Source organism: Candidatus Microthrix parvicella Bio17-1 (assembly GCF_000299415.1).
In the GTDB taxonomy this organism is placed as follows: Bacteria; Actinomycetota; Acidimicrobiia; order Acidimicrobiales; family Microtrichaceae; genus Microthrix; species Microthrix parvicella.
This window is the reverse complement of sequence record NZ_AMPG01000001.1, coordinates 795116-820131: the sequence shown is the minus strand read 5'-3', so window position 1 is coordinate 820131 and position 25016 is coordinate 795116. Positions and strand designations below refer to the sequence as shown.

Below are 25016 nucleotides of genomic sequence, written 5' to 3'. Positions count from 1 at the left end.
CACACCGTCAGATTTGGGGGTTAGGCTGTCACCATGGACCTCCCGAAGATCATCTCGATCGACGACCACGTGATTGAACCGGCCGATGTTTGGCAGAGCCGTCTTCCGGCCAAGTACCGCGATGTAGGGCCCCGCGTCATCCAGGAGCGGGGCAAGATGCAGTTCGTTGGGGGCGTGTTCAGCTACGAACCCTCCGACGAGGGCGAGCTGTGTGACTGGTGGCTTTATGAGGACAAGCGGGTGCCGCAGACCCGCCTGTCGGCCGCAGCGGGCTTCAGCCGCGAAGAGGTGAAGGTCACCGGCATCACCTACGAGGAGATGCGCGACGGTTGCTACGACCCGGTCGCACGCCTGGCCGACATGGACATGAACCACACCGAAGCGCAGATGAGCTTCCCGTCGTTCCCCCGCTTCTGTGGCCAGACCTTCATGGAGGCCGAGGACAAGGAGCTGTCCGACCTGTGCGTGAAGGCCTACAACGACTGGATGGTCGAGGAGTGGTGCGCCGGCTCCGACGGCCGCCTGATTCCGCTGACGATCGTCCAACTGTGGGACGCCGAGTTGGCCGCCGCCGAGATCCATCGCAACGCCGAGCGAGGCGTGCGTGCGGTGTGCTTCTCGGAGATTCCCCCGTACCTCAACCTGCCCTCGATCCACACCGACTACTGGGAGCCGTTCTTCCGAGCGTGTGAGGAGACCGGGACGGTCATCAACATGCACATCGGGTCGAGCTCGAAGATGCCGTCGACGTCGACCGATGCGCCTGCTGCCGTCGGTTCCACGCTCACCTTTGGCAATGCGATGTCGTCGATGGCCGACTGGCTGTTCTCGGGCTGGCTCGACCGGCTGCCCACGCTGAAGCTGGCCTACTCCGAGGGTCAGATCGGCTGGATTCCCTACATCCTCGAGCGGGCCGACAACGTTTGGGAGGAGAACCGGGCGTGGGGCGGGTTCGGCGACAAGGTGCCCGAGCCGCCGTCCACCTACTACTACCGCCAGATCTACGGTTGCTTCTTCGATGACGTGTACGGCCTCGACAACCTGGAGAAGGTCGGGGTCAACAACATCTGCTTCGAGACCGATTATCCCCACTCTGACTCGACCTGGCCGCATTCCAAGGAGACGGCCGAGAAGCTGATGGGTCACCTCCCCGAGGACGTGATCTACAAACTGATGCGCGGCAACGCCATCGAAATGCTGGGCCTCGATTTCGACAAGTAAGTCGCTCTGCGCAGCCGCTAGCGGCTAGCCGCTAGCCGCTAGCCGCTCGGCCTGAGCTGACCTGCGGATTGTTCTCAAACAGGGTTTGTGGCGGCTTCGTTGTCACAGGCCATCGTCATACTGGCCTCATGCTCGACGTTTTCGACACGACTGAGGCGAAAGACTTTTCGGTGTATTTCGCCGAGGTCGACGCACGGTGGCATCCCGATTGGGGGTCCTCGGTGCCGGTCAGCGTGTTGGCGGGTTCGGTGGCCGACGCGGCACGCCTGTTGGTCGAGCGAGGAGTCGGCAAAGCACAGCCCCGCCAACCGTTGTGGGGTTCGGCTGTGGTTGCCGACGTTGCCGAGTCCGGCACCGCCAACCCGGGTGTAGCCGCTGCTGCAGGCACGGCAGATGCCGGGTCCGCTGGTGCCGCCGCCGACGGTGCCGACGGTGCCGCCGCCGACGGTGCTGCTGGTGCTGGTGCTGGTGCTGGTGCTGGTGCTGGTGCTGGTGCTGGTGCTGGTGCTGGTGCTGGGGGTGGGGTGGATGTGGCTGATTTGATGGTCGCGGTCGAGGCGATCGGCTTGTGCCGCCGGTTCCTGGCATCGGCCGAAGCCCAGATGATCGCCCGCCTTGAAGACACCAACGCGTCACTCAAACAACTCGGTGAACGCACCACGTCCTGGCTGAGCCGCACCCAGGAGGTCCCAGGCCCCCAGGCTGCTGAGACCACCCGGGTCGCCGCCAAACTCGATTCCACGTTCCACCGGTTCGCAGCAGCCTTGGCCGCAGGTGAGATCGATCACTCCTATTGTGCGGCGCTGGTGCGTGCCTCCAACGACCGCACCGAAACAGCGTTGGTTGATCTCCAGGACGAACTGTTGGGCCGTGTGACGGGACGCCGGTTCGGTTCGTGGCGACGCGAACTGTCTGCGGTGTGTGCCCTGTTGGACACTGAGGGCCCCGAACCTGCGGTCGAACACGACGACAAGGTGTTTCTGTCCGAAACCCTTGACGGTCTCGTTGATCTGAAGGGCACCTTCACCGGGTCGACCGCGGAGGAGATCCGACAGTTGGTCGAGGCCCACACCGACCGGTTGTACCGCCAGGCCCGCCGAGACACGAACCTTACCCCCGACCTGAGAGTCCCAACCCGGGCGGTCCTCCGAGCACGAGCATTGCTGGACCTGTTACGCCGGGGTTCCTCCGAGCAGTCCACCGGCGGTCCCGTCACCCACATCAACCTCGACATCGAAGCCGCACCCATCCCCGCCACCAACACCAACACCACCAACCCCGCAGACCGCAACGCCCAACATCCCGCCGTCGGGGATCCGCCCCCCGAGGTTCCCGCTGCCGAGGTTCCCGCTGCCGAGGTTCCCGCCGCCGGGGATCCGCCCCCCGACGATCCCGCTGCCGAGGTTCCCGCTGCCGGGGATCACCGCGCCGACGATCCCGCTGCCGGGGGTACCGCTGCCGGGGGTACCGCTGCCGGTCGTGGGCAGGCTCCCACACCGAACGACCGTGACGTTCCCACGAACGGTCGCAACGACGAGGGAAACAACAACCCTGCCAACCCTGCCGATCCGTTGGTGGTGTCGCAGGCCCCACCAGGAGGAGAAACCTCCCGTGACTGGTTCCGACGGATCCTCGGCCAACGCGGCGACGTCCTCGCCGGAACCGCCAAACTCGCCGACAACAACCTCTGGCGGCTCCTCTGCAACCCCACCATCCACACCTTCGTCACCACCTCCGCCCACGAAATCCTCCAAATGGGCCGAGCAGTCCGCACCGCCACCCCCGCACAACAACGCGCCCTCCGGGTCCGCGATGGCGGCTGCGTGTTCCCCGGCTGCGACACCCCCATTGGCTGGACCCAAGCCCACCACACCATCCACTGGTCCAAAGGCGGCCCCACCAACCTCGACTCAATGGCACTGCTCTGCACCACCCACCACGACATCACCCACCGCCACCACTGGCAGATGTCACCCAACCACCACCCCAACGGCCAACCCAACGGCACCTTCCACTGGACCACCCCCTCCGGACAAACCCTCCACTCACAACGCCACAGCGAAACCATCCCCTCACAACCAGGCGACGACGAGAGCGAAACCATCCCCTGAGCTGTCCGTGGGAACCGAGCCAGGCGGGTGCTGCTGTCGATGCTCCTGTGGGTCAGCAACTCCCACATCGGCCGTACACGCATCTCACTTCATCTGGAGCGTCGGAGGGCTCGATGTCGGAGACCGGATTTGTTGTGACAGTTCAACGGTGAGGTGCAGCCTCGGGACGCCCCGAATCGAAGGGTATGCACGTCGTGTACCCTGCATGTCGAAGGGGTGAATATGACGACGAGAACTGAAGTCCAAAACAACGGCCTGCGGCGTCGCTCGCTGGCCTCGCTGGTTGGCCTGGTTGCGGTGCTCTCGATGGTGACCGGGTGCGGTTGTTCGGCAACGCCACCTCCGGTGCACTCCGATCCCACCGTTGCGGTGATTCGACACGTCGTCGCCGAGGCCAACACGTTCGGTGGGGGAGGCAACCCGTTCAGCCGTGTGGTGATCGCACCCAAGCGGCTCAATGGTACCAACTTGAGCTCGTCGACCAAGGCTGCCATCAACGCCCAGTTGCGGGACCTGGGCCGCATCGAGGTATCGACCGCCAAGATTCGCGATGGTGAGGCGGCGATTCGGGTCGGCGCAGTTGTCCAGACCGCCCGCGGTGTGAACATCGAGGCCGACTTGTACTGCGGAAATGTGTGCGGTCAGTCCGCCACGTTCACCCTGGCACGAGGTGCGGGCGGAGGTTGGAGGGTCACCGGCACGTCCGGTGCGATCTCTGTTTCCTGACCGTCTCGCCTCCACCTGAAGACGGCTCGGTGAGGGCTTGACGGTGAGCGACCGGGAATCGGCGCTGCTCGACCGGGCGTGGCGTTCTAGAGTGCGCCGCTGTGTCGACTGAAGCGGGGGCATCCCCACTGCCGCCTTCGCCAACTCGGCGGGCGATCACGGGTTCCGTGTCGCTGTTCGTGCCGGCGATCCCGTTCGCCATGGTGCTTGGGGTGGCGATCGGTGAGTCGTCGATCAACAACCTGGTGGGCTGGTCGAGTTCGTGGATCATCTTTGGAGGTGCCAGCCAGCTGACCCTGATCACCATCCTGGCCGCCGGGGGCGCACCGCTCTCCGCCCTGGGCGCCGCACTGGCGGTCAACTCGCGTCACCTCATGTACTCAGCAGCGATCTCGTCCCGGTTCACAGACCAGCCGCGATGGTTCCGATGGTTGGCGCCGTACGTGCTGATCGACCAGCAGTTCGCTCTCACCGAACGGCTGGAGTACGACGCCGATGACTGGCGCCGCTTCTATCTGACCTCTGGAGCGGTGTTCTGGACGTTTTGGCAGACCACCGTGGCACTCGGAATCCTGCTGGGACCCCTCGTTCCGGCGTCGTGGGGGCTGGATTTTGCCGTGCCGCTGATGTTCCTCGGCTTGGTGGTTGTGGCCCTGAATCGCATGCCGGCAGTGGTGGCGGCGGTCAGCGGTGGGGTCGCCGCCTGGCTGTTCGCCGGGATGCCGAACAACCTGGGGCTGCTCTCCGGTGGCGTGGTTGGCGTGGTGATCGGCACGTTGGCCGACCGGGGGGATGCCGGCGACGGCGACAAGGCCGCCGAGCGGGTGGCGCTTGAAGCGGCAGAGGACATCGCCGATGAGTTCGCTCACCAGGAACACCCGGTAGATGGTGCGGTGGGCGGCTCGACCGATCGGCCGAGCGCAGGTCCGGCAGACGGCTCACCTGGTGGTCCACCTGACGGTCCGGCGGAAGGGCTTGAGCAGTGACGCTGCTGATCATTGTGCTCGTGGGAGTCGGCAGCTACCTCTTTCGCAGCGTGTTCATTTTGGCGCTGTCGGACCGGACCCCGCCTCCGGTCGTGTCCAAGGCGCTGCGCAACGTGGGGCCCGCCGTGTTGTCGGCCCTGGTCGCCACCGACCTGTGGGGCACCAACGCGCCTGCGGTGGGCACCCCTGAAATGGTCGGGGTGGTGGCAGCCGGCCTGGCAGCGTGGCGAACCCGCAACCTGATCGTGGCGGTGGTGGTGGGCATGGTCGTGCGCTGGGTGCTGATGGCCTGGCTGTAGACCACGGAACGTATCGTGGTTGGATGACCGCTCGACCTGAGAAGACGTCGTTCCCGCTGAAGGAGCACCTTGGCTTCACCATTCACGATGGTGAAGCCACCGGCACGGCCACGCTGCAACTCGACGAGCGCCACATGAACCCCCATGACGTCGCACATGGTTCAGTGGCATTTGCGTTGATGGACACCGCCATGGGGGCTGCGGTGATGAGCGTGATCGACGAAGGTGCCACGTGCGCCACCATCGAGATCCAAACACGCTTTCATCGTCCCGTCTCGAGCGGGCTGATCACGTCGGTCGCGACCGTGCTGACCGCTGGGCGTCGCGTCGTGCATCTTGAGGCCAAGACCTTCGACGAATCGGGCCATCTGATTGCGAGCGCAACCGGGAGCTTTGCGGTGATCCAGCCGTCGGCCTGACCCCGAGGCTGAACCCTTAGCCGGTGAACGAAGGGGCCAGGGGGGTGACTCCAGGGGCGCGTCCGCCGGACCCCGGCCCACCACCCGGACCGTTGCCGCCACCACCCGGACCATTGCCGGCGCTGCCGGGCCCGTTGCCGGCGCTACCCGGGCCGCTGGCGCCTGGGCCGTTGCCTGTACCCGCGGGGCCGTTGTTGCTGGACGGGCCGTTGTTGCTGGACGGGCCGTTGGGGGTCGACGGCGATTCCGTGGGCGGAGTGGGGGTCGGGGGCGGCGCAGGTGGCTCCGGCTCGGTCAGCGCCACGTCGTAACAGAACGCTGGTGCGCTCACCGGATTGCAGCGGGCGACCCGGTCGGGCCCAGCGGCCTTGGCGTTGAACGAGAGCGGCGAACGAAGTGCCGCGGAAGATTCACCCGGCGGGGACTCGTTGGGCGGCAGCGGCGACACGTAATCGGCGAACGGCAGACCGTACGTGCCGAGCAGTTCGGTGAGGCCCGGCACCGGATAGTCGGTGGACACCCATTGCGCGCCGGAGGCGAATGCCGCCCGCTGCATGGCCGTGTCGCCCGACTGGGCCTGACTGATCGGCGTGTCGGCCCGGGTTCGAACCACGTAACCGGCCTCGACTGCGTCAGTGATGGCCTGGGCGTCGCTGAATGGGTCGTTGAGCTTCACAAACGCCGCATCGGGCTGGCCGGGTGTGCCGGACGTGAACATCACCCGTCCTTCAAGCGCGGGATGACCCTCCTTGTAGCGCTCGGCGATGGCGCCGCCGTTGTCCATGAGGAACATGGTTTGACCCCGCATGGCAGCCATGTCGGGCCAGCCAGAACCGGTGACCACCTCGGGCAGCGTGGCGGCGTCACCGCGCAGGTCGTCCGGGGTGAAGATCTCGTCGTCGTTGAACACCGAACGAATCTCGGCGTCCAGGTCGTTGAGGCGCTCGGCGGTGTAGGGGAGCGGTGTCACCAGGTCGATGGGGAAGTCACCCGAGATTTCTTCGTCCTTCAGTTCCATCAGCACGGCGATTGGGAAGTGACCGGGGTGACCCTTGGACCAGGTCTTGATCTGTTCGAGGCACTGGGTCAGGAGCACGCAGGTGGTGCGCATATCGAAGTCGGGAATGTGCAGCACCTTGGTGCCGGGCTCCATCAGCTCGGGCGGATCCCAGACGGTGTAGTCGGCGTTGTACGGCGGAACCCCCTGGAGGATGTTTGCTGCCGGATTGGCGAATCGGCCGCCGTCGGGGTCGGCCGACACGTCAAGCTCGATCTGGCGGATGCCCTCGTTTGAGAACTGGTCAGGAAGCGGCGCGTGTTCGTACAGCAGTTCATTCGGGTTCAGACCGTCGGGCGCCACCGTCTTGGCGAAGTCGTACAGGCCTTTGTCGGGGGGCAGGTGGTAGCTGTTGTGAGTGCCCAGAAACTGCAACTGGTTGAGCTTCAGATCGTCCTGAGTGGGCGGCGTCGAAGGGGCGGACGGGTCTTGGGATGGGGAGGCGCCGACGTTGGTGGACGCCAACGGAATGAAGATCGCAGCGGCGGCGAGCGCCGCCGTTACCCGGTGGCGTACAAGCTTGCGATGCGACACGGTCCCTCCGACCTCTCCCGATGGGAGCATGATTCCATCGACACCGTACCGCTGTGTGACGCGGCGCACATGATGAAACGTCGGCAGGCCCTGTGCCCCCGGACTGATTTGCTGTGCGTCACACTGAGGTGATGAACCAACACGCCGGCGGGTCGGACCTCCAGAAGCAGTCGGAACAACCCTGGGGTTCGGTGACGCTGTCGGAGTCGGACGGCGTCGCGGTGCTCCGCCTGGGGGATGGCCTGAACACGGTTGACGGCTCGGTGTTGGATGCCGTGTTGGCCCTACTCGATCGGTTGGAGGCGGCCGAGGTGCCACCGGCTCTGGTCACGGTCGGTTCTCAGCGGGCCTACTGCACGGGCTATGACCTTGAATTCCTGGCAGGGCTCGAGCAACACGCGATGGAGTTTGAGGTCGAGCGGTCGTTGGACCTCCTGGCTCGGGTCCTGACCTACCCCGGAGCCACCGTTGCTGCGATATCGGGCCACGCCTTTGGTTACGGGGCCATGCTGGCCCTGGCCCACGATCAGCGTGTGATGCGCGCCGACCGCGGCTGGTTCTGTCTGCCGGAGGTGGACCTGGGGCTCGAGTTCCAGCCGTTCCAGTTGGCGCTGGTTCGGGCCCGGATGACACCTCAGGCGGCCCATCGGGCCATCACCACCGGGCACCGGTTCGGCGCTGCCGAAGCGGTGGCCGCAGGCATCGTCGAGGAGGTGGCCGAACTCGAAGAGACGGAGCGTCGAGCTTGCGAACTGGCTGGTGAGGGAGTCGGAAAGGCACCCGCCGTTTTGAAGGCCTTGAAGGCGGCGTTGTACGCCGAGGTGCTGGTGGCGCCCCGTCTTGGTCGTTGAACGCCATGGGCAGATGATCGGTTAGTTTCTGACGCATCGTCAGGAACGCTTCGGGGCGTCGACGCCCCGAAGCGACCATCGCAGATGAAGGGCAGTGGGGATATGAACGGCAGCGGTCAGTTGAGAGGCATCGTGTTCGACGGTGCCAAGGCGTCGGTTCGCGATGACATCGAACTTCGCGACCTGCGCGCCGGTGAGGTTCGGGTGCGAATCGAAGCGGCCGGGTTGTGTCACAGCGACGTGTCGGTGATCGACGGAACGATCCAGTTTCCACCGCCGGTGGTGCTGGGGCACGAGGGTGCCGGTGTCGTCGTGGGCGTTGCCCCTGACGTCACCAACCTGGCCGAGGGCGATCACGTGGTGCTGAGCACGCTTGGCAACTGCGGCACATGCGCGGAATGCGCCCGGGGCAAGCCGACGTTTTGCCGGGCCAACGCCGGTCGACTCGGTCGACCGTTCACGGTCGGAGGTCAGAAGGCATTTCAATTCGCCAACACGTCGGCCTTCGTCGAGGAGACGGTGGTGAAGGCCACGTCGGCCATCGCCATCCCGAAGGAGATGCCGCTGACCTCTGCGTCGCTGGTTGGCTGTGGCGTGATCACCGGTGTGGGTGCCGTGATCAACCGGGCCAAGGTCAGCCACGGCGAGTCGGCGGTTGTCATCGGCGTCGGTGGCATCGGCCTCAACGTGGTGCAGGGTCTGGCGCTGTCCGATGCGCTGCCGATCATTGCGGTGGACACCAACCCCGCCAAGGAACAGTTGGCCCGCGAGTTCGGCGCCACCCACTTCATCTGCGCGGGTGAGGGCGTCGACCTGGTCGAGGCCATCAGGGAGATCCGCCCCAACGGCGTCAATTACGTGTTCGAATGCGTGGGCTCGACCGCGTTGATCCGTCAATCCACCGACATGTTGGACTTCGGCGGAACCGTGGTGATGGTGGGTGTGCCCAAGATGGGTGCCGAAGCGAGCTTTGTAGTGAACACCATGTACAACGACAAGTCGATCACCGGCTGCCGTTACGGCTCGTCCCGTCCCGCCTACGACATCCCCATGCTGATTCGCCTCTACCAGGCGGGTCGCCTGAAGCTGGACGAGCTGGTCAGCGCCACGTATCCGCTGGAGGACTTCAACAAGGCGCTCGACGAACTGCACGAGGGCAAGTTGGCCCGTGGCGTGTTGTCGGTGTCGGGTTGAACCAAGTGCACCGGCGACGACGGCCCTCCGCCCCCGGGGCTGTGGGCCAAGGGAGTGTGACCTGATGGCGTTCTCCGAGGAGCTGCGCGAACTGGCCCAGAGGATCTCCAACTGGGGTCGTTGGGGCGATGACGACCAGAGGGGAACCGGCAACCTGTTGACACCCGAAGCGGCCCGGCGAGGCGCCGAGAGCGTGGTGGACGGCACGGCAATCCCGCTGGCGCTGCCCCTGTTGGGTGAGGGCAAAGGTGTGCAGATCGGCCAACCGGCAGGGCGTCTGAACGCCGTGCTGACGTTCACGACGATGAACGAACGAGACCCGATGGCACCCGGCATCTGGACCGGATGCGACGATCAGCTGACCATGTCGACCTCGGCCGGAACCCACATGGACGCACTGTCGCACGTGGCCTACGACGGGCTGCTCTACAACGGCCGGTCGACCGACACGATCGGCGCCGCCTCCGGTGCTACCTGGTGTGGCGCCGAGCAACTGCGACCGATCAGCACCCGGGCGATTCTCGTCGATGTGCCCCGCACCTTGGAGATCGAGTTCATGGATCCGGGGCAGCCGGTCACCGGCGCCGTGCTCGATGCCGCCATGGAGCGAGCTCGTGTCACCCCCGAGCCCGGCGACGTGTTGCTGGTGCGCACCGGTGATGTGCGCCACTATCTGAACGGCGACCGTCGCCGGTATGCCGTGGGCAAGGACTGGAAGCTGCCGGGTATCGGGGTGAGCTGCGTGGACTGGTTTGCGTCCCACGACGTGGCCGGGGTGTTCACCGACACCTACAGCCACGAGGTGTTTCCCCCAGAGACCGGTAACTGGGACGATCTGCTGGCCGTCCACCTGCTGTGCCTGCGCGACCTCGGGCTGATGCAGGGACAAAACTGGAACCTTGAGGAACTTGCCGACCACTGCGATGCGCATCCCGATCGCCCGGCGACCGCCCAGCTGACCGCCGTGCCCGAGCCGTTGGTGGGTGCCACCTCCACCCCGGTTGCGCCGGTGGCCCTCAGGTAGCGCTAGTCGTTGGAGGGTGCGCCGGCCGTGGCGACGACGACGGCCTCGCCCCCGAACTCACCGGTGGTCACACGGATGGCCAGTTGCCCGTGGCCGAGGCTGGCGGACACCGACGCACCGAACCCGTTGGGTACGTCGACGGTGCGCTCGTAGCCGCCATAGTGCCATTCGTGCAGGTCGTAGGTGCGGGTGGGTTCGGAACGCACGTGAGTCCAGAATCGCACCGTGCCGTCCCGAAGCTCGACGTTGACGTCCTCAGGGCTGACCCCGGGCACAGGCGCCACGATCACGTAGGCGCCGTCGGTTCGGTAGGTGTTCACCGCCACGTCCTGCGGCGAGCGCTCGAGGCTGTGCTCGGACGCTTTGGTGGAGGCGATGACGTCGTCGTGCTTGGCGACGTTCTCGGCCCGCGTTCCGATTGGGGTCTGTGTGGAGGATGCCGGGTTGGACGAGGTGGTGGTCATGTCAGCGACATACCCAGGTTCGGGGAGGTTCAATCCCGATCACGCGATTGGTCAGGGCTCAATCGCTGAGGGGGTGGGCCTGTGACCTACGCTCTCGGGTGTCGCACGACACCACACCCACCTCGGTGGGGTCAGGAGCCACAGCACCGTGAAGATGACCATGACCCACGACTTCGACCATCCCATCGACGAGGTCTGGGCGATGTTCTCAGACCCGGCCGCCCACGTGGCGAAATTTGAGGCGATGGGACACCGCGACATCGAGGTGATCGAAGAGGAGTCCTCCGATGATGGGCTGCGCATGGTGATCAAGCGGGTCACCGACCTTGACGTCCCCTCGATCGCCAAGAAGGTGCTGCCCTCCAGCCCAACCGTGACCACCGACGACGTGTGGAAGGACCACGGCGACGGCACCTACGGCGGACATTTCGCGGTCCAGATGGACGGCGTGCCCCAGCGGACCAAGGGCACCACCAGCCTGACCGCCAACGACGACGGCACCACGCACTACGAGGTGGAAATCGACGTTTCGGTGAAGGTGCCGCTGATCGGCGACAAGATCGCCAAGGCGTCCAAAGGCGAGCTGGAGAAGCAGCTCAACGCCGAATTCGCCGCCGGTGACGCCTGGCTTGCACAGGCCTGACCGGTCCGACCTGACAATCAGTCGAAACGCCGCGTGAACGCTCCGTCCCGCTATCGCAGCTTCGACCGCAACACCTGGGCGGGGTTGCGTGCCGCCACCCCGCTGACCCTGAGCGAGGCTGACGTTGCGGATCTGCGCGGCATCAACGATCGGCTCGACCTGCACGAGGTGGAGGAGGTATATCTGCCGCTGTCGAGGCTGCTGAGCCTGAGGGTCAGCGCCTCGCAGGAGCTTTTTCGTGCAACCGACACCTTTCTGGGTTCGCCGGCGGTCAAGGTGCCCTACCTTTTGGGCGTCGCCGGCTCGGTGGCGGTCGGCAAGTCGACGACGGCCCGTGTGCTGGCGGCCCTACTCAGCCGGTGGCCGCTCCACCCCAACGTGGCGCTGATCACCACCGACAACTTTCTGCACCCCAACGCCGTGCTGGCCGAGCGCGGTCTTATGGACCGCAAGGGCTTTCCGGAGAGTTACGATCGAGCGGCGCTCATCGACTTGCTCAGCCGCCTGAAGAGTGGCGATACCCAGGTCACCACACCCACCTACAGCCACGTCAGCTACGACATCGTGCCGGATGAGGTGCAAGCGATCCACGATCCGGACATCGTGATTGTTGAGGGGCTGAACGTTTTGCAGGCCCCCATGGTTGAGCGGGGGACCCCGGTGGTGTTCGTCTCGGACTTCTTCGACTCGTCGCTCTACGTCGACGCGCCGGAGGAGTTGGTGGAGCAGTGGTACGTCGAACGGTTCTTCAAGCTGCGCGAGACCGTGTTCCAGACCTCGGACAGCTACTTCACCACCTACGCCACGCTTGACGATGCCGACGCCGAGGCGACTGCCCGGCGGATCTGGCGCACCGTCAACGGTGCCAACCTGGCCGAAAACATTCTGCCCACCAGGGAGCGCGCCGACGTGATTTTGGAGAAGGGGCCTGCCCACCGCGTCGAACGGGTCCGCCTCCGGCGGCTGTGACCCCGCCTCCGGCGGCTGTGACCCCGCCTCCGGCGGCTGTGACCCCGCCTCCGGCGGCTGTGACCCCGCCTCGTCTGTAGCGCCTGGAGCCCCTCACCCTAGAATCTGACGGTCCGTCAGATTTCGTCGATGAGGAGCACACGCATGAGCAGGTTGTTGGAAGGCAAAGTGGCAGTGGTGACGGGGGCCGGCCAGGGCATCGGCCGCGGCCATGCGTTGGAGTTGGCCAAGCACGGCGCCAAAGTGCTGGTCAACGACCTGGGCAGTTCGGTGCACGGCGAAGGCACCGGCCGGGCGGCCGACGACACGGTGGCGTTGATCGTCGAGCGTGGCGGTGAGGCCGCCGCCAACTATGCCAACGTGGCCGACTACGCCGCTGCCGGCGAGATGGTTGCCCAGGCGGTTGACACCTTCGGGCAGCTCGACATCCTGGTGAACAACGCAGGCATCGTGCGGGACAGTGCCATCTGGAACATGGATGAGGCCGACTTCGACTCGGTGATCGCCGTGCACCTCAAGGGTGCGTGGGCTCCGTCCAAGCACGCCGCCGTCCACTGGCGGGAGCGCAACAAGGCCAACGGTGCCCCGGTGGGCGGCCGCATCATCAACACCACGTCGGGTGCGGGCCTGGTGGGCAACTTTGGCCAAACCAACTACGCCACCGCCAAGGCGGGCATCGCAGGCATGACCCAGACCCTCAGCCTGGAACTGGCCAAGATGGGCGTCACCGTCAACTGCGTGGGTCCGGCGGCAGCCACCCGCATCACCGCCACCATGCCCGGCGCACCCGCCGTCATCGAGGCCAACGACGTTGACGAGGGCGAGTGGAACCCGATGGATCCGTCGGTGTCGTCACCGCTGGTGGTCTGGCTGGCCTCTGACGAGGCGGCCCATGTCAACGGGCAGGTGATCAGGGCCGTGGCCGAGAACATCATCTGGATGAAGGGCTGGGCCGACGGACCGACGCTGAACAACAAGGGCAGGCGTTGGGACGCCTCCAAGTTGGGCGCCCAACTTGGTATCGACATCTTTGGCACGCGGGCCCCGGGCCTGCGTTACTGAGGTCGGCCGGTTGCGTTCGGCCCGACCGGCAGCGCGTATGCGCCAGTCGGGTCGTCCCTTCTTCTACCTTGGCGACCATGGCCCGTCGATCCCGCCCCGAATCCGCACCGGTACCCGGTGACGTGTTGGACCCGCGCAACGACGTCATCGCCGCGGGGCCACCGCAGCGGAGCGTGACGCCCACCGACGAGGTGGTGCATCGTGCTACAGGCGCGCGTGGCACGGTCGAGAAGTGGCACCGCGACTGGGTGGTGCTTCGGCTGCGCGGCGGAAGCACTCGGCGGGTGAACAATCTGGCGGGCGGGTTCTCGATGCACGGCGAAACCTTCTCGCTGACCGGGGTCTCCCGGACCCCAACGTCAACGGCGGTGCGGCGAACCGCCTCCGGGTCGATCGCTGCGCCGGACAGTGGGGCCAAGGTGGCCCGTGCGAGCCGTCTGTGGGTGGAGGGCGACCACGATGCCCGGCTGATCGAGCGCGTCTGGGGCGACGATCTGCGAGACGCCGCCATCGTGGTGGAGCCGCTGGGTGGAATCGATGATCTGGATGCGGCGGTCGCGCGCTTTGGGCCCGGCCCACAGGCCCGGTTGGCCGTCCTGGTGGACCATCTGGTGCCCGGAACGAAGGAGTGGCGTCTGACCGAGAACCAGCGCAGCGGCGCATCTCCTGACGTCACCGTCGTGGGGCATCCGTTCGTTGACGTGTGGCAGTGCGTACGACCGGGTGCGGTGGGCATCACGTCATGGCCCGAGGTGCCCAAGGGCGAGGACTGGAAGACCGGGATCTGTCGACGCCTGGGCTGGGGGACACCCCAGGACGGTTGGCGTCGTATCCTCGCCTCGGTGGACAGCTTCTCGGACCTTGATCCGACCCTGGTTGGCGCCGTGGAGTCGGCGCTCGACGCGTTGATCGACCTGACATGACCGAGCGCACGCTGCGCGCAGCGTTGGCCGGCGCACTGGCGGCATTGGGTGTTCGCCGGACGGTTGGGCTCGACCTCGGGCTGACCGGGGAAGGCCTGCCCCACATCGACGTGGAGGATCCCGACCTGGCCGTGCTGCTGGCCGACGCCGACGGGACGGTCAACGGCGGTCTCGGTGCGGCGGTGCTGGCCGGGCAACTGCTACACCTGTCCTCGCTGCCCGGCGGTACCGCGTACCCCGACACGGTCGGCTCGGCGGAGGAACTCCTGGACACCCTGGCCGCCATCGATCCGATGATGCCCGCCACGACGGCGCTGCACCTGGACCTCGACCTCGGCCAGGACGTTCCCTCCGACCTGTCGGTCACCGGTGAGCCCGAGCGGCAGATGGCCTTCCAGCTGAGCCCGTCGATGCAGGGTGCCAGGTTGGCGGTGGTCGCCGGTGTCGGCGTGGTGCGGGCCGATGCAACGTTTGCGCTGGCAGGTTTTGCGGAGCGCCTCGGGGTGCCGGTGCTGAACACCCCGATGGCCAAGGGCGTGTTCCGCTGGAACAGTCCCTACCATGCCGGAACCTGTGGTCTGCAGGCACGTGACCCCGAGCTGGGTGGGCTGAACTCGGCACAGGTGGTGATCCTCACCGGGGTTGGTGAGGACGAACTGCCATCCCGCCCAACAGGCAATGTGGTGGAGCTAGATCCTCGCCAGTTGTCGCTTGCGGCCGAGGGCTGGACCGCCCCCGATGGTGGGCCCGCCGCCCGTCCACCGCTGTACGACGCGCTGGCCGCGATCATCGGTCCGGCCTACGAAAGCGAAGGGTCGCCGCTGTCGGCCCCCCGGGCGGCGCTGCACCTGTCGGGAGCCGCGCCCGACCATGCCGTGGCGGTCGCTGAAGCCGATCTGGTTGGGTTCTGGGTTGGACGTGCCTTCCCGACCGCCACCGCAGGATCGGTGGTGATTCCCACCACACCGCTGCCCGGCTTTGCTGCTGCCGGTGCGCTGATGGCCCGCTTGGCCGGTCGGCCCGCAGTGGGAGTGCGCGCCGGTTCGGCCTCCGGCGAGCTGGAGGCGGCGACGCTGGCGCTGGCCGAGCGGCTTGGGGTTGGCGTTGCGGTTCAGGCTTGGTCACCGGACGCGCCTCGGCTGAGCGCTGACGACCACGCGCGGGCCACCGAAGAGGACTACCGCAGGGTTGGTGCTGCCGCTACCGGCTCGGCGGTTCGTCAGGTGGCCGTCGCCGTCGACGATCTCGATGCCATCGTCGAGGTTGCGGGTGCCCCGGTGGCGTGGGCGACGGGTACGTGAACGACACGATCCGATCAGGCCTGACCGTCGCCCAGGACGCACGCCGAACGCGCATGCTGCGCGAGTGCACGGCGCTGGCGTCGGAGGGTGGGTTCGACGGCGTGCAGATGCGGGACGTGGCCGCTCGCGCCGAGGTGGCGATCGGCACGCTCTACAGGTACTTCCCATCAAAGGAGTACCTGCTGGCCTCGGTGATGGAGTCTGAGGTGCGCGCGCTGGCCGATCACCTGGAGAACCGGCCGGCCGTGGGCGTCACTGCGGCCGAGCGGGTGCTCAACGTGCTCGGCCGTGCCAATCGTGCCCTTCTGGCCCGGCCCGACGTGTCCACCGCCCAGATCCGTGCGCTGGTCTCTGGCAACGCCGAGCTGGCCGAGGTGGTGCAGAGCGTCACCGATGCCATGCGCGCCCTGATCGTGACCGCGATGGGCGCGGAGCCGACCCCCGAGTCGATCGATATGGCCGACACCCTCTTCGACGTCTGGCTGGCCGCGCTGGTGGGCTGGATCTCGGGGATGACCGAGGGCGACGAGGTGCAGCGAAAGTTGGCTCGCACCGTGAGGCAGCTGTTGGGCGTGTCATAAGCTGACGGCTACATCCGACCCGGCATCCGGAACCCCCAGATGCCCGTGAGGTTCGGTGTCCCGGGGGCATTTTCATGGTTGAGCAGCTCAACGGCCGGTCCCACGGCGCAGGGAACACGGTGAGCCGGGCGGGAGGTGTCGACGATGATCGGCCGATCGACGAGGCCGAGGAGCACAACGTGCTTGGGTTGCCCTGGGGCGAGCGGATCGAGCTGCCCGGCCGGGGCAAGACGTTTTTCCGGCGGGTCGAGGGTCCGCCCGGGGCACCGACCGTTCTGTTGCTTCACGGCTGGGTCGCCAGCGGCGGCATGAACTACTTCAACGCCTTCGACGACCTGTCGAAACACTTCAACATCGTGGCCCCCGACATGCGGGGCCATGGCCGGGGCATTCGCTCGTGGCGCCGCTTCCGCCTGACCGACTGTGCCGACGATGCCGCCGCGCTGATCGAGCACCTGGGCTGCGGCCCGGTGATCGCCGTCGGGTACTCGATGGGCGGGCCGGTCGCGCAGCTACTGTGGAAGCGGCACCCCGAGCTGGTGTCAGGGCTGGTACTCGCCGCCACCGGCAGCTGGTTGGTGCCCGGCCTGCGTCAGCAGATCGTACTGGTCGGAGCCGTCTCGGCGGTCGCCGGGCCGCTGCGCCTCACCTGGGGGCTGCCCAAGTCGGTGCGAAAGCGGATCCCGATCGCCCCGAGCGGGTCGAGGCCCTCCACGATGCAACGGTGGGCCTCCGAGGAGATGCGACGCCATGACTGGCGCATGGTCACCGAGGCGGGCATGGCGGTCGCCACCTTCGACTCCCGGCGCTGGATCAGGCACTGCGACGTGCCGACCACCGTGCTGGTCACGACGCGCGACCGCGCCGTGTCCCCCCTCGAGCAGGCCCGCACCGCGCTGCTGATCCCCACCGCCGAGTTTGTGCGCTACGACGAGGGGCACCTGGCCCCGGCCATGGTGAGCTTCGGCCCCAAGCTCACCGAGGCGTGCCTCCACACGGCCAAACGAATCAGCGCCCCATCGTCGGCTGACACCACCGAGCCGGTCGATCTTCGGTTGGTCGAGTCGGACTGATGCCAGGCCGCATGGGGTTTGGGCCACCTGGGTCCTGACTGGTGACGAGGAGCAGGTTTCGAACCGGCGCTTTCGTGGCCGCCACAACCTTGTTGGCTGCGGGTTGTGGATGTTCGACGGCGCCGCCGCCGTTGCCGACGGGCACGACCAGCCAGACACTGAAGTCGGGGGAACGCAGCGCAGCTATCAGCTGACCATGCCGCAATCGGCGCAGCAGGCACGTGCCGGTTCGGTGACCTTGGTGATTGGCCTTCACGGCGGTATCGGGAGCGGTTCGCAGTTCGCGTCGACCACGAGGTCTCCCGCACTGACGGTGACGATCGGCAAGGTGGCGATCGTCGGTCATTCCAACGGCGCCATGCCGGCCTGGCGCAGCGCCTGTGAGAGCCCGGCCTGGCCTCGGCAGACGGGCCGGTCGCCGGGTCCTTCGAGGGTACCCAAGGGTGCGCCAAGGCCTCGGGTACCTCCCTGTTGGGGATTCACGGCGACGCGGGTCAGAACCACCCGATCGGCGGTGGCACAGGTTCCCGGAGCCTCGCCGGTGTCCAATATCGTTCGATGGCCGCGTCGCTCAGGCGTTCACGCGTTCAGGCCCAAAATCCGCTCGGCGTTGGTGCGCAGAAACCTGGGCCACACGTCGTCGTTGAACCCCACGTTGGGCAGCTCGGAGAAGATGCGCTCGTAGGTCAGCCCGGCGGGGAAGTATCCGGCGTAGATGATCTTTTCGCCGCCCCGGCTGTTGGCGTAGTCGATAATGGCCTGCGGGTAGTACTTCGGGGCGAAGGCCGAGGTGGAGTAATACAGGTTGGGCCACTTGATCATCAGCTTGACCGCCAGCGCCTCCCAGGGCTCGGCACCATGGCGCATCACAAACTTCAGCTCGGGAAAGAACCAGCACACCTCGTCGATCAGCTCAACCTTCTGGTCGGCCATCGGCACCCGCGGGCCGGGCACGCCGGCGGTGACGAAGATGGGCAGGTCCAACTCGACGCACTTGGCGTACAGCGGGTAGTAGCGGGCATCGTTGATGGCCACCCGGTAGGCGAACGGGGTGGTGGTCACCGCACGCACGCCGAACTCGGTGACGAGTCGCTCCAACAGGCGGACGGTGTCCATGCCGCCGTTGGGGTCCAACTCGGCGCAGGGGATGAACCGGTCGGGAAAGTCACGCAGTGCCCGGCGGGGTGCCTCGCGGTCGTCCTTGGCGACGTTCACCATGGCGCGCTCGACGCCGTGGGCATCCATGTTCATCAGCACCACCGCCACCGGGTCGGCCTCGGGATCGATCTCCGGGGGGATGTCCTTGAACATGTACGCGGCCGGCATCGTGAAGCTCTTCGACTCCTCATCTCGCAGATGAGGCTGTATGAACTTGTACACCTGGCTACGGTCTGGGGACGGAAACCCGACCATGGTGTCGATGATTCCAAGATCCGATGGCATACCCATCGGCTCAGACTAGAACACGTTGCAGTTTCAAGGGTCGGCGCAAGCGGGCACGAGCAGCATTGCCACACACAGGGGGAACATGAACGAACAGAGCACGACCGCAGCGACCTCACCGGTTCCTTGGAACCTGGCCGATCTTTGGGAGCTGACCACCGATCAGTATCCAGACCGCGAAGCGCTCGTGGTGGGGGAGCAGCGGGTCTCCTACCGGCAGATTGAGGAGCGGGCCAATGCGCTGGCACACGTCCTGACCGACGCGGGGGTGGGGCCGGGCGACCACGTGGCCTGCTACCTGCAGAACTGCGCGGAGTATGTCGAGACGATGCTGGCCGCGTTCAAGATCCGTGCAGTTCCGCTCAACGTCAACTACCGCTATGTGGCTGCCGAGCTGTCGCATCTGCTTCGGGATGGCGACGCGGTGGCGGTTGTCTTCCACCGGCGCTTCAGCGATTCCCTGGCCGAGGTGGCACCCGAACTCGACGACCTTCGCATCAGCCTGGTGGTTGACGACATCGACCCCCGGGCGGACGTGCCCACCACCGACCCGACCACGTTCGGGGCGCTCGACTACGACGACGCGGTGGGGGCGGCCTCGACCGATCGGGACTTCCCGGCTCGAAGCGGCGACGACGTCTACCTGATGTACACCGGCGGCACCACCGGTATGCCCAAGGGCGTCGAGTGGCGCATGGAGGATGCCTTCTTCGCCTGTGTCGGTGGAGGCGACCCGATGCGGCTCGTGGGCCCGGTGTCCACGGCCGAGGAACTGACCGAGCGAATCCTTGATGACGCCGTGGTGACGATGGCCTGCGCGCCGCTGATCCACGCCGCAGCCCAGTGGACCTCGATGTCCTGGTGGCTGTGCGGCGGACGGATGGTGCTGCTGCCCGGCAGCTTCGACGGTGCCGAGGTGTGGCGGCAGGTTGCCGCCGAAGGGGTCAACATCCTGATCCTCATCGGTGATGCGATGGCCCGCCCGCTGCTGGACGCGTGGGAGGCCGAGGGGCCCTTCGAGGTGCCCTCGCTGTACACGATTTCCTCCGGTGGGGCGCCGCTTCACCCCACTAACAAGACCCGTCTTCAGGAGATTCTCCCCAACCTGATCCTGGCCGACGGCTACGGCAGTTCCGAGACCGGATCACACGCCACCCAGCGGCTCATGCCGGGCGAGGATGCCAGCAAGGGCACTCGTTTTGCGATGGACCCGGCGGTGACCTGCGTGCTCGACGAGAACCTGCAGCCGGTCGAGCCGGGGTCGGGCAACATGGGCAGGGTTGCCCGCACCGGGCGAATGCCGCTGAGGTACTACGGCGACCCCAAGAAGACCGCAGAGACGTTTGTCGAGGTCGGCGGCGTCCGTTGGGCGGTCACCGGCGATCAGGCCACCGTCGACACCGACGGCACCATCACCGTGCTGGGCCGTGGCTCGGTCAGCATCAACACCGGCGGGGAAAAGGTGTTTCCCGAGGAGGTCGAGGCGGCGCTGAAAACCCACCCGGGCGTTTTCGACACCGTGGTGGTGGGCGTGCCCGACGAACGCTGGGGCGAGACGGTAGCCGCCGTCGTTGCGCCCAGGGAGGGCACCGAGCTGACCCTTGACGACCTGAAAGCACACGTGAAAGGCACGATCGCCGGGTACAAGGCCCCTCGCAAGCTGGTGCTGGTTGACGAGGTGGTGCGCTCGCCGACCGGCAAGGCCGACTACCCGTGGGCCAAGGAGCGGGCATCCTCGGAGGCGTGAACCAACGCTCGCACGGCAGTGATGGGCACGGCGGTAGTGGGCACGGCGGTAGTGGGCACGGCGGTAGTGGGCACGGCGGTAGTGGGCACGGCGGTAGTGGGCACAGCGGTAGTGGGCACGGCGGTAGTGGGCACGGCGGTAGTGGGCACAGCGGTGATGGGCACGGCGGTAGTGGGCACAGCCCGGGGACGATCGGTGCGCTGGCGGTCCTTGGTGCAGCGGTGCTGTGGGGCACGATCGGCCCGGTGGCCAACGGGTTGGCCGACCGTGGTCTGAGCCCGGTCACGATGGCCACGTGGCGGGCACTGGTGGCGGGCGTGGGGTTCTCGATGATCTGGCTGGTGCAGGCGCTGCGGGCACGGTTGCGGGGCTCCGGTGGCACGACCGGTGCTTCGGCATCGCCGTTGCGTCGACCCATGGTGTGGGTTCGGCTGGTGACGCTTGGGCTCATCGGCGTGTCGGTCTTCTACACGGCGCTGCCCGCAGCCATCGAGCGGGGCGGCATCACGCTGGCGTGGGTGCTGTTGTACACCGCACCGGTGTGGGTGTTGATCGGTTCGGTCATGCTGGGCTGGATGCGGCCGACGCCTCGCTCCGTCACGCTGGTGCTGGTGGCATCTGGCGGGGTGGCCCTTACCGCAGCGGCCGGAGGCGAAGGCGTGACCGTGAGCGCAGCGTCGGTCGCCTGGGGGCTGACCGCAGGGTTGAGCTACGCGAGCTACTACCTGGTTGGACGCACCCTGGTGGAGCTGCTGGGCCCGATTCGCACCTACGCCATCGCCATGCTGATCGGCGGGCTGGTGCTGGTGCCTTTTGCCGATCTGGCATGGCCCTCCTGGGATGTTGCCGGTCTGCTCGCTTTGCTGTCGTTGGCGTCAACGCTGCTGGCCTACCTGTTGCTTGGGGCGGGGCTGACCCGCATCTCGTCCACCCGGGCCTCGGTGATCGCCACCGCCGAACCGGTGGTGGCCACCGTGATGGCGGTGGCGGTGGCGGGGGAACGCCCCGGTGCGCCCGCCATCGTGGGCGGTGCGCTGGTGGTCGGCTCGGCCCTGGCGGCCGGCCTCGGCTCGCTCGACCCGTCCGCTCCGACCCCGGGCCCGGGAGCGGCGAGCGCCCTCTGAGGCGACGGTTTGCACCGGCCGGCGCTGTGAGCGCGCACCGCCCGCCGGTGTGGCGGGGCACGATGACCGAGCGGAGGGTCCCGCTCGGTAGCCTCGGCTGCTCATGATTTCGGTCTCCTCGCTCGAAAAGGCCCACGGCGGCCGTACGTTGTTTCGCAACGTCACCTTTCGGCTGCTGCCAGGCCGACGTATCGCCCTGGTGGGCGGCAACGGTGTTGGCAAGACCACGATCCTTGAGATCGTCGTTGGTCACCAGCAGGCTGATGCGGGCGACGTGCACCGCACCAAGGACCTGAGCGTCGGCTACCTGCCCCAGGACCTGACCGATGAGGTGCACGACACCGTGCTGGCTCACGTGATGGCGGGCGCAGGCGACCTGGCGGGCATGGAGAACGAACTGCGCTCGCTCGAGGCCGAAATGGCCTCGCCGGACGCGACCAAAGCAGAAGCGGCACTCGACGCGTACGGCGAGATCAGCACCCGCTTTGAGGCCGCCGGCGGCTATCAACTGGAGGCCGAGGCCCAGCGGGTGCTCGCCGGGTTGGGATTCAAGGCGACCGACGCCAACCGCAGCGTGTCCGAGCTGTCCGGGGGCTGGCGGATGCGGGCAACGCTGGCCCAGCTGCTGCTGTCCAAGCCGGAGGTGCTGGTGCTCGATGAGCCCACCAACCACCTCGACGTCGACTCGGTGACCTGGCTGGAGGAGCAGCTGGCCGCCTGGCCCGGATCGATCCTGTTTGTGTCCCACGACCGCGATTTCATCGATGCTGTGGCCGAGCGGGTCATCGAGGTGGTCGGTGGCGGCGCCACCGAATACGTCGGCGGGTTTGCCGAGTTCATCGTGCAACGCGAGGAACGGCTGGCCAACCTGCAGGCCCAGGCGGCCAGCCAGGCCAAGTCGGTGGCGGCCACCGAAAAGTTCATCGACCGATTCCGATACAAGGCCACCAAGGCCCGCCAGGTGCAGAGCCGCCTCAAGACCCTGGAAAAGCTCGACCGCATCGAACTGCCCGACCACCGCCAACTGGTGGCGAAGTTTGGATTCCCCAAGCCGCAGCGGTCCGCCCGTGTCGTGGCCGAGCTCGAAGACATCTCGGTGGGTTACGACGACGATGCACCGATCCTGACCGGGGTGAACCTGGTGGTCGAACGGGGCGAAAAGTGGGCGCTGGTGGGGCCCAATGGTGCAGGCAAGTCCACACTGGTGAAGCTCTTGCTGGGACAGCTCCAGGCCTCGGCGGGCCATGCCCAGCTGGGGGCCAACGTCGACGTGGCGTACTTCGCCCAGCAGCAGGTGGACGAGCTCGATCTTGACGCCACCGTGGAGGACACCTTTCGGGGGGCGGTTGGCGCCGACCCTGCGGGTCGCAACCTGCGGTCGATCCTGGGCAGTTTCGGGTTTCGCGGCGATGCCGTCGATCGGCTGGTGGGCGACATCTCCGGCGGTGAGCGCACCCGGCTGGCGCTCGCTTCGATCATGGTGAACCCGGTGAACCTGCTGGTGCTCGACGAGCCGACCAACCACCTCGACCTGCCCAGTTGCGACGTGCTGGAGGATGCGCTGGATGCCTATCCGGGCACGGTGTTGCTGGTGACCCACGATCGGCACCTGATCCGGTCGGTGGCCGAAGGGCTGATCGAGGTGCGCAACGGCACGGTGACGGTGCACACCGAGGTTGACGACGCCGTGCTGCATCCACACCCGCTGACCGGCTCGGTTTCGGGCTCGGGCGGGGGCAAGGCAGGGTCGAACAAATCGGGGTCGGGTCAATCCGGGTCGGGTAAATCCGGGTCGAGTAGGTCGACCGGCAGCGGCAGCGGCTCTGCCAGGGGCCCAAAAAGGGCTCAGAGTCAGGCGGCCAAGCAACGCACGCCTCGGGGCGCAGGCACTACTTCCGCCTCGGCTGGGGGCGCGTCGCCTCCCGCCTCCGGCGCCATGGCCACAGGCGCGTCGTCGAGCACAGCCGGCCGTGGCGGCAACCCCGCCGATCGGCGTAAGGCCTCCGCCGAGGAACGACAGCGTCACTCCAACGCAACCCGGGAGCTTCGCAAGCGGGTTCAGGCGGCCGAGAAGCGGGTGGGGCGCACCGAGGGCAGGGTCCTGGAGATCCAGGCCAAGATGGGTGACCCCGCCGTGTACGACGACGGCGACAAGGTGAAGGTGTTGGTTGCCGAACTGTCCGAGGCCAAGGACAAGGCCGCAGCCACCATGGCCGAGTGGGAGGGCCTGATGGCCGAGTTGGACGAGGTCGAAGCCGATCTTGGGTGAACAGCCGGGGCCGTTGGTGAGTTGGTGGCGGCGGCTTTTCGGTGGCGGTAGCGACGGTCTTGACGGCACCCGTGGCGTGGAACGGACCCGGGGGTACCCAACGTCGGGCAACCGGGCATCGTCGATGCACCTGTTCTGGGACCTGCCCGGACGATTCGTCGAAGTTGCGGTGACCGTCACGATCCTCGACGAGCCACCGACACACGATCTGTATTTCTGGGCGCTGCAGGTGAGCTTTGAGGACGCGGCGACCGGCCGCCGTGAGGGCGCCGCTCACACCGGCCCGCAATGGGCGTCCCAGCACCCGGGGCACGGCGCTGTGAACTGGGGCGGATACGGAGCCCGCGGCGAGTTGGACGGCGGGCCTGGTTGGCTGCCGTCCGCGGCCGGCAACGCCAACTCGATCGACTATCGGTGGCGGGTCGGCGTGCCCTACCGGCTGACCGTCTCGCGTGCCCCGGTGAGCACCGGGGCCGCCGACGATGGTCAAGCTCCGGGTGGTTACCCGGACGACTGGGATGGCTACCGTGCCGGCTCGAAGCATCTCAGCGGCGCCGCGGCGCCGACCGGATTCACGGCATGGCGGGCGACGATCACGCCGTTGGAGGGTTCGCGCGATGAGCTCAATGAGCTGTCCGAGCCGCAATCACAGCAACCGCAGGTAATCCGCGACCTCTGGGCGCCCGGTGACCTGCTGGTGTCACCGATGGTTTGGTCGGAGGTGTTCGCGCGATGCGATGCCGACAGCGTCCGCGTGGCGTGGGCCGAGCCGGTCGGCATCGATGAGCGGGGGCAGGAGCACCGTGCGACCTCGGCCAGGGTCAACTACCAGGCGGTTGGCGACGGTGGGTGTACCAACACCAACGTGGTCACGCTGGTCACCCCGGATGGTCCGGCCTGGGTGCAGACCACCAACGCTGAACGCACCACCCCGCAGGGTGCTTCCCTGCGTCTCGCCGATTCTCGCTGAGGCGGTTGGCGCAGCGTCGACCGCG

General features: G+C 67.0%; 24 protein-coding genes. 21 read left to right on the top strand and 3 right to left on the bottom strand.

Annotation, left to right across the window (positions count from 1 at the left end):
• Positions 1–33 precede the first annotated feature (33 nt).
• From MPARV_RS0104005 to MPARV_RS0103980, 7 genes are all read left to right on the top strand, one after another.
• Positions 34–1221 carry an amidohydrolase family protein gene (locus MPARV_RS0104005; RefSeq protein WP_012231349.1) on the top strand — a complete coding sequence of 396 codons (1188 nt, stop codon included), beginning with the start codon at positions 34–36 and terminating at the stop codon, positions 1219–1221.
• 393 nt (positions 1222–1614) lie between these two features.
• A complete protein-coding gene (locus MPARV_RS25520) occupies positions 1615–1764 on the top strand; it encodes a hypothetical protein (protein ID WP_238538812.1) in 150 nt (49 codons plus the stop codon).
• Positions 1752–3332, top strand: coding sequence for an HNH endonuclease signature motif containing protein (locus MPARV_RS0104000; protein ID WP_238538811.1), 1581 nt, complete (start codon positions 1752–1754; stop codon positions 3330–3332). Before MPARV_RS25520 ends, MPARV_RS0104000 begins: the two co-directional genes overlap by 13 nt.
• 222 nt (positions 3333–3554) lie before the next feature.
• Positions 3555–4058 (top strand): hypothetical protein, encoded by a 504-nt coding sequence (locus MPARV_RS0103995; protein WP_020377330.1) that lies wholly within the window; start codon positions 3555–3557, stop codon positions 4056–4058.
• 101 nt (positions 4059–4159) lie between these two features.
• Entirely contained in the window at positions 4160–5044 is an 885-nt protein-coding gene (locus MPARV_RS0103990; RefSeq protein ID WP_157789448.1) for an AzlC family ABC transporter permease, read from the top strand.
• Complete coding sequence (locus MPARV_RS0103985) at positions 5041–5343, top strand: AzlD domain-containing protein (RefSeq protein WP_012227259.1); 303 nt, start codon at positions 5041–5043, stop codon at positions 5341–5343. The genes MPARV_RS0103990 and MPARV_RS0103985 overlap by 4 nt, the downstream gene beginning before the upstream one ends.
• Before the next feature lie 23 nt (positions 5344–5366).
• Entirely contained in the window at positions 5367–5762 is a 396-nt protein-coding gene (locus MPARV_RS0103980) for a PaaI family thioesterase (RefSeq protein ID WP_012227260.1), read from the top strand.
• 16 nt (positions 5763–5778) lie between these two features.
• Here the strand turns inward: MPARV_RS0103980 and MPARV_RS0103975 are convergent, their stop codons facing one another.
• Positions 5779–7353 (bottom strand): Ca2+-dependent phosphoinositide-specific phospholipase C, encoded by a 1575-nt coding sequence (locus MPARV_RS0103975; protein WP_172636552.1) that lies wholly within the window; start codon positions 7351–7353, stop codon positions 5779–5781.
• Positions 7354–7484: 131 nt separating this feature from the next.
• Between MPARV_RS0103975 and MPARV_RS0103970 the strand changes: the two genes are divergently transcribed.
• The 3 genes from MPARV_RS0103970 (at position 7485) to MPARV_RS0103960 (ending at position 10422) form a co-directional block, all read left to right on the top strand.
• Entirely contained in the window at positions 7485–8204 is a 720-nt protein-coding gene (locus MPARV_RS0103970; RefSeq protein WP_081582065.1) for an enoyl-CoA hydratase/isomerase family protein, read from the top strand.
• Between the two features lie 120 nt (positions 8205–8324).
• Positions 8325–9398 carry a Zn-dependent alcohol dehydrogenase gene (locus tag MPARV_RS0103965; RefSeq protein ID WP_031277202.1) on the top strand — a complete coding sequence of 358 codons (1074 nt, stop codon included), beginning with the start codon at positions 8325–8327 and terminating at the stop codon, positions 9396–9398.
• Positions 9399–9462: 64 nt separating this feature from the next.
• Positions 9463–10422 carry a cyclase family protein gene (locus MPARV_RS0103960; protein ID WP_012227266.1) on the top strand — a complete coding sequence of 320 codons (960 nt, stop codon included), beginning with the start codon at positions 9463–9465 and terminating at the stop codon, positions 10420–10422.
• Positions 10423–10424: 2 nt separating this feature from the next.
• On the opposite strand, the gene MPARV_RS0103955 is transcribed toward MPARV_RS0103960, so the two are convergent.
• On the bottom strand, positions 10425–10886 hold the full coding sequence (locus tag MPARV_RS0103955) for an Hsp20/alpha crystallin family protein (protein ID WP_012227268.1): 462 nt from the start codon (positions 10884–10886) through the stop codon (positions 10425–10427).
• Positions 10887–11040: 154 nt separating this feature from the next.
• Between MPARV_RS0103955 and MPARV_RS0103950 the strand changes: the two genes are divergently transcribed.
• From MPARV_RS0103950 to MPARV_RS0103920, 7 genes are all read left to right on the top strand, one after another.
• Positions 11041–11529 carry a DUF2505 domain-containing protein gene (locus MPARV_RS0103950; protein ID WP_034393328.1) on the top strand — a complete coding sequence of 163 codons (489 nt, stop codon included), beginning with the start codon at positions 11041–11043 and terminating at the stop codon, positions 11527–11529.
• 33 nt (positions 11530–11562) lie between these two features.
• Positions 11563–12498 (top strand): type I pantothenate kinase, encoded by a 936-nt coding sequence (coaA, locus tag MPARV_RS0103945; protein WP_012227272.1) that lies wholly within the window; start codon positions 11563–11565, stop codon positions 12496–12498.
• Positions 12499–12642: 144 nt separating this feature from the next.
• Positions 12643–13560 (top strand): SDR family NAD(P)-dependent oxidoreductase, encoded by a 918-nt coding sequence (locus tag MPARV_RS0103940; protein WP_012227274.1) that lies wholly within the window; start codon positions 12643–12645, stop codon positions 13558–13560.
• 77 nt (positions 13561–13637) lie between these two features.
• A complete protein-coding gene (locus MPARV_RS0103935) occupies positions 13638–14483 on the top strand; it encodes a DUF3097 family protein (protein WP_012227276.1) in 846 nt (281 codons plus the stop codon).
• Positions 14480–15784, top strand: coding sequence for a hypothetical protein (locus tag MPARV_RS0103930; protein ID WP_020377325.1), 1305 nt, complete (start codon positions 14480–14482; stop codon positions 15782–15784). The genes MPARV_RS0103935 and MPARV_RS0103930 overlap by 4 nt, the downstream gene beginning before the upstream one ends.
• Complete coding sequence (locus MPARV_RS0103925) at positions 15781–16365, top strand: TetR family transcriptional regulator (RefSeq protein WP_031277201.1); 585 nt, start codon at positions 15781–15783, stop codon at positions 16363–16365. The genes MPARV_RS0103930 and MPARV_RS0103925 overlap by 4 nt, the downstream gene beginning before the upstream one ends.
• Positions 16366–16439: 74 nt before the next feature.
• Positions 16440–17438: an alpha/beta fold hydrolase gene (locus MPARV_RS0103920; RefSeq protein WP_020377324.1), complete on the top strand. Its 999-nt coding sequence runs from the start codon at positions 16440–16442 to the stop codon at positions 17436–17438.
• Between the two features lie 579 nt (positions 17439–18017).
• On the opposite strand, the gene MPARV_RS0103910 is transcribed toward MPARV_RS0103920, so the two are convergent.
• Positions 18018–18887, bottom strand: a complete 870-nt coding sequence (locus tag MPARV_RS0103910) for an amidohydrolase family protein (RefSeq protein WP_031277199.1) — start codon at positions 18885–18887, stop codon at positions 18018–18020.
• A gap of 79 nt (positions 18888–18966) precedes the next feature.
• On the opposite strand from MPARV_RS0103910, the gene MPARV_RS0103905 reads away from it, so the two are divergent.
• The 4 genes from MPARV_RS0103905 to MPARV_RS0103890 all read left to right on the top strand — a co-directional run bounded on the left by MPARV_RS0103905 (position 18967) and on the right by MPARV_RS0103890 (position 24991).
• Positions 18967–20628 (top strand): acyl-CoA synthetase, encoded by a 1662-nt coding sequence (locus tag MPARV_RS0103905; RefSeq protein WP_020377322.1) that lies wholly within the window; start codon positions 18967–18969, stop codon positions 20626–20628.
• Positions 20595–21752, top strand: coding sequence for an EamA family transporter (locus tag MPARV_RS0103900; protein WP_081582064.1), 1158 nt, complete (start codon positions 20595–20597; stop codon positions 21750–21752). The genes MPARV_RS0103905 and MPARV_RS0103900 overlap by 34 nt, the downstream gene beginning before the upstream one ends.
• A 103-nt stretch (positions 21753–21855) precedes the next feature.
• Entirely contained in the window at positions 21856–24021 is a 2166-nt protein-coding gene (locus tag MPARV_RS0103895) for an ABC-F family ATP-binding cassette domain-containing protein (RefSeq protein ID WP_020377321.1), read from the top strand.
• Positions 24014–24991, top strand: a complete 978-nt coding sequence (locus tag MPARV_RS0103890) for a hypothetical protein (protein ID WP_020377320.1) — start codon at positions 24014–24016, stop codon at positions 24989–24991. The genes MPARV_RS0103895 and MPARV_RS0103890 overlap by 8 nt, the downstream gene beginning before the upstream one ends.
• The last annotated feature ends 25 nt before the right edge of the window (positions 24992–25016 follow it).

Excerpts from the sequence above, each read along its gene's own strand:
- MPARV_RS25520 (WP_238538812.1), top strand. The coding sequence starts at position 1,615 with ATGCCGGGTCCGCTGGTGCCGCCGCCGACGGTGCCGACGGTGCCGCCG.
- MPARV_RS0103995 (WP_020377330.1), top strand. The coding sequence starts at position 3,555 with ATGACGACGAGAACTGAAGTCCAAAACAACGGCCTGCGGCGTCGCTCG.
- MPARV_RS0103910 (WP_031277199.1), bottom strand. The coding sequence starts at position 18,887 with ATGGGTATGCCATCGGATCTTGGAATCATCGACACCATGGTCGGGTTT.
- MPARV_RS0103930 (WP_020377325.1), top strand. The coding sequence starts at position 14,480 with ATGACCGAGCGCACGCTGCGCGCAGCGTTGGCCGGCGCACTGGCGGCA.
- MPARV_RS0103955 (WP_012227268.1), bottom strand. The coding sequence starts at position 10,886 with ATGACCACCACCTCGTCCAACCCGGCATCCTCCACACAGACCCCAATC.
- MPARV_RS0103905 (WP_020377322.1), top strand. The coding sequence starts at position 18,967 with ATGAACGAACAGAGCACGACCGCAGCGACCTCACCGGTTCCTTGGAAC.
- MPARV_RS0103940 (WP_012227274.1), top strand. The coding sequence starts at position 12,643 with ATGAGCAGGTTGTTGGAAGGCAAAGTGGCAGTGGTGACGGGGGCCGGC.
- MPARV_RS0103935 (WP_012227276.1), top strand. The coding sequence starts at position 13,638 with ATGGCCCGTCGATCCCGCCCCGAATCCGCACCGGTACCCGGTGACGTG.
- MPARV_RS0103970 (WP_081582065.1), top strand. The coding sequence starts at position 7,485 with ATGAACCAACACGCCGGCGGGTCGGACCTCCAGAAGCAGTCGGAACAA.
- MPARV_RS0103960 (WP_012227266.1), top strand. The coding sequence starts at position 9,463 with ATGGCGTTCTCCGAGGAGCTGCGCGAACTGGCCCAGAGGATCTCCAAC.
- MPARV_RS0103980 (WP_012227260.1), top strand. The coding sequence starts at position 5,367 with ATGACCGCTCGACCTGAGAAGACGTCGTTCCCGCTGAAGGAGCACCTT.
- MPARV_RS0103920 (WP_020377324.1), top strand. The coding sequence starts at position 16,440 with ATGGTTGAGCAGCTCAACGGCCGGTCCCACGGCGCAGGGAACACGGTG.
- MPARV_RS0104005 (WP_012231349.1), top strand. The coding sequence starts at position 34 with ATGGACCTCCCGAAGATCATCTCGATCGACGACCACGTGATTGAACCG.
- MPARV_RS0103895 (WP_020377321.1), top strand. The coding sequence starts at position 21,856 with ATGATTTCGGTCTCCTCGCTCGAAAAGGCCCACGGCGGCCGTACGTTG.
- MPARV_RS0103950 (WP_034393328.1), top strand. The coding sequence starts at position 11,041 with ATGACCATGACCCACGACTTCGACCATCCCATCGACGAGGTCTGGGCG.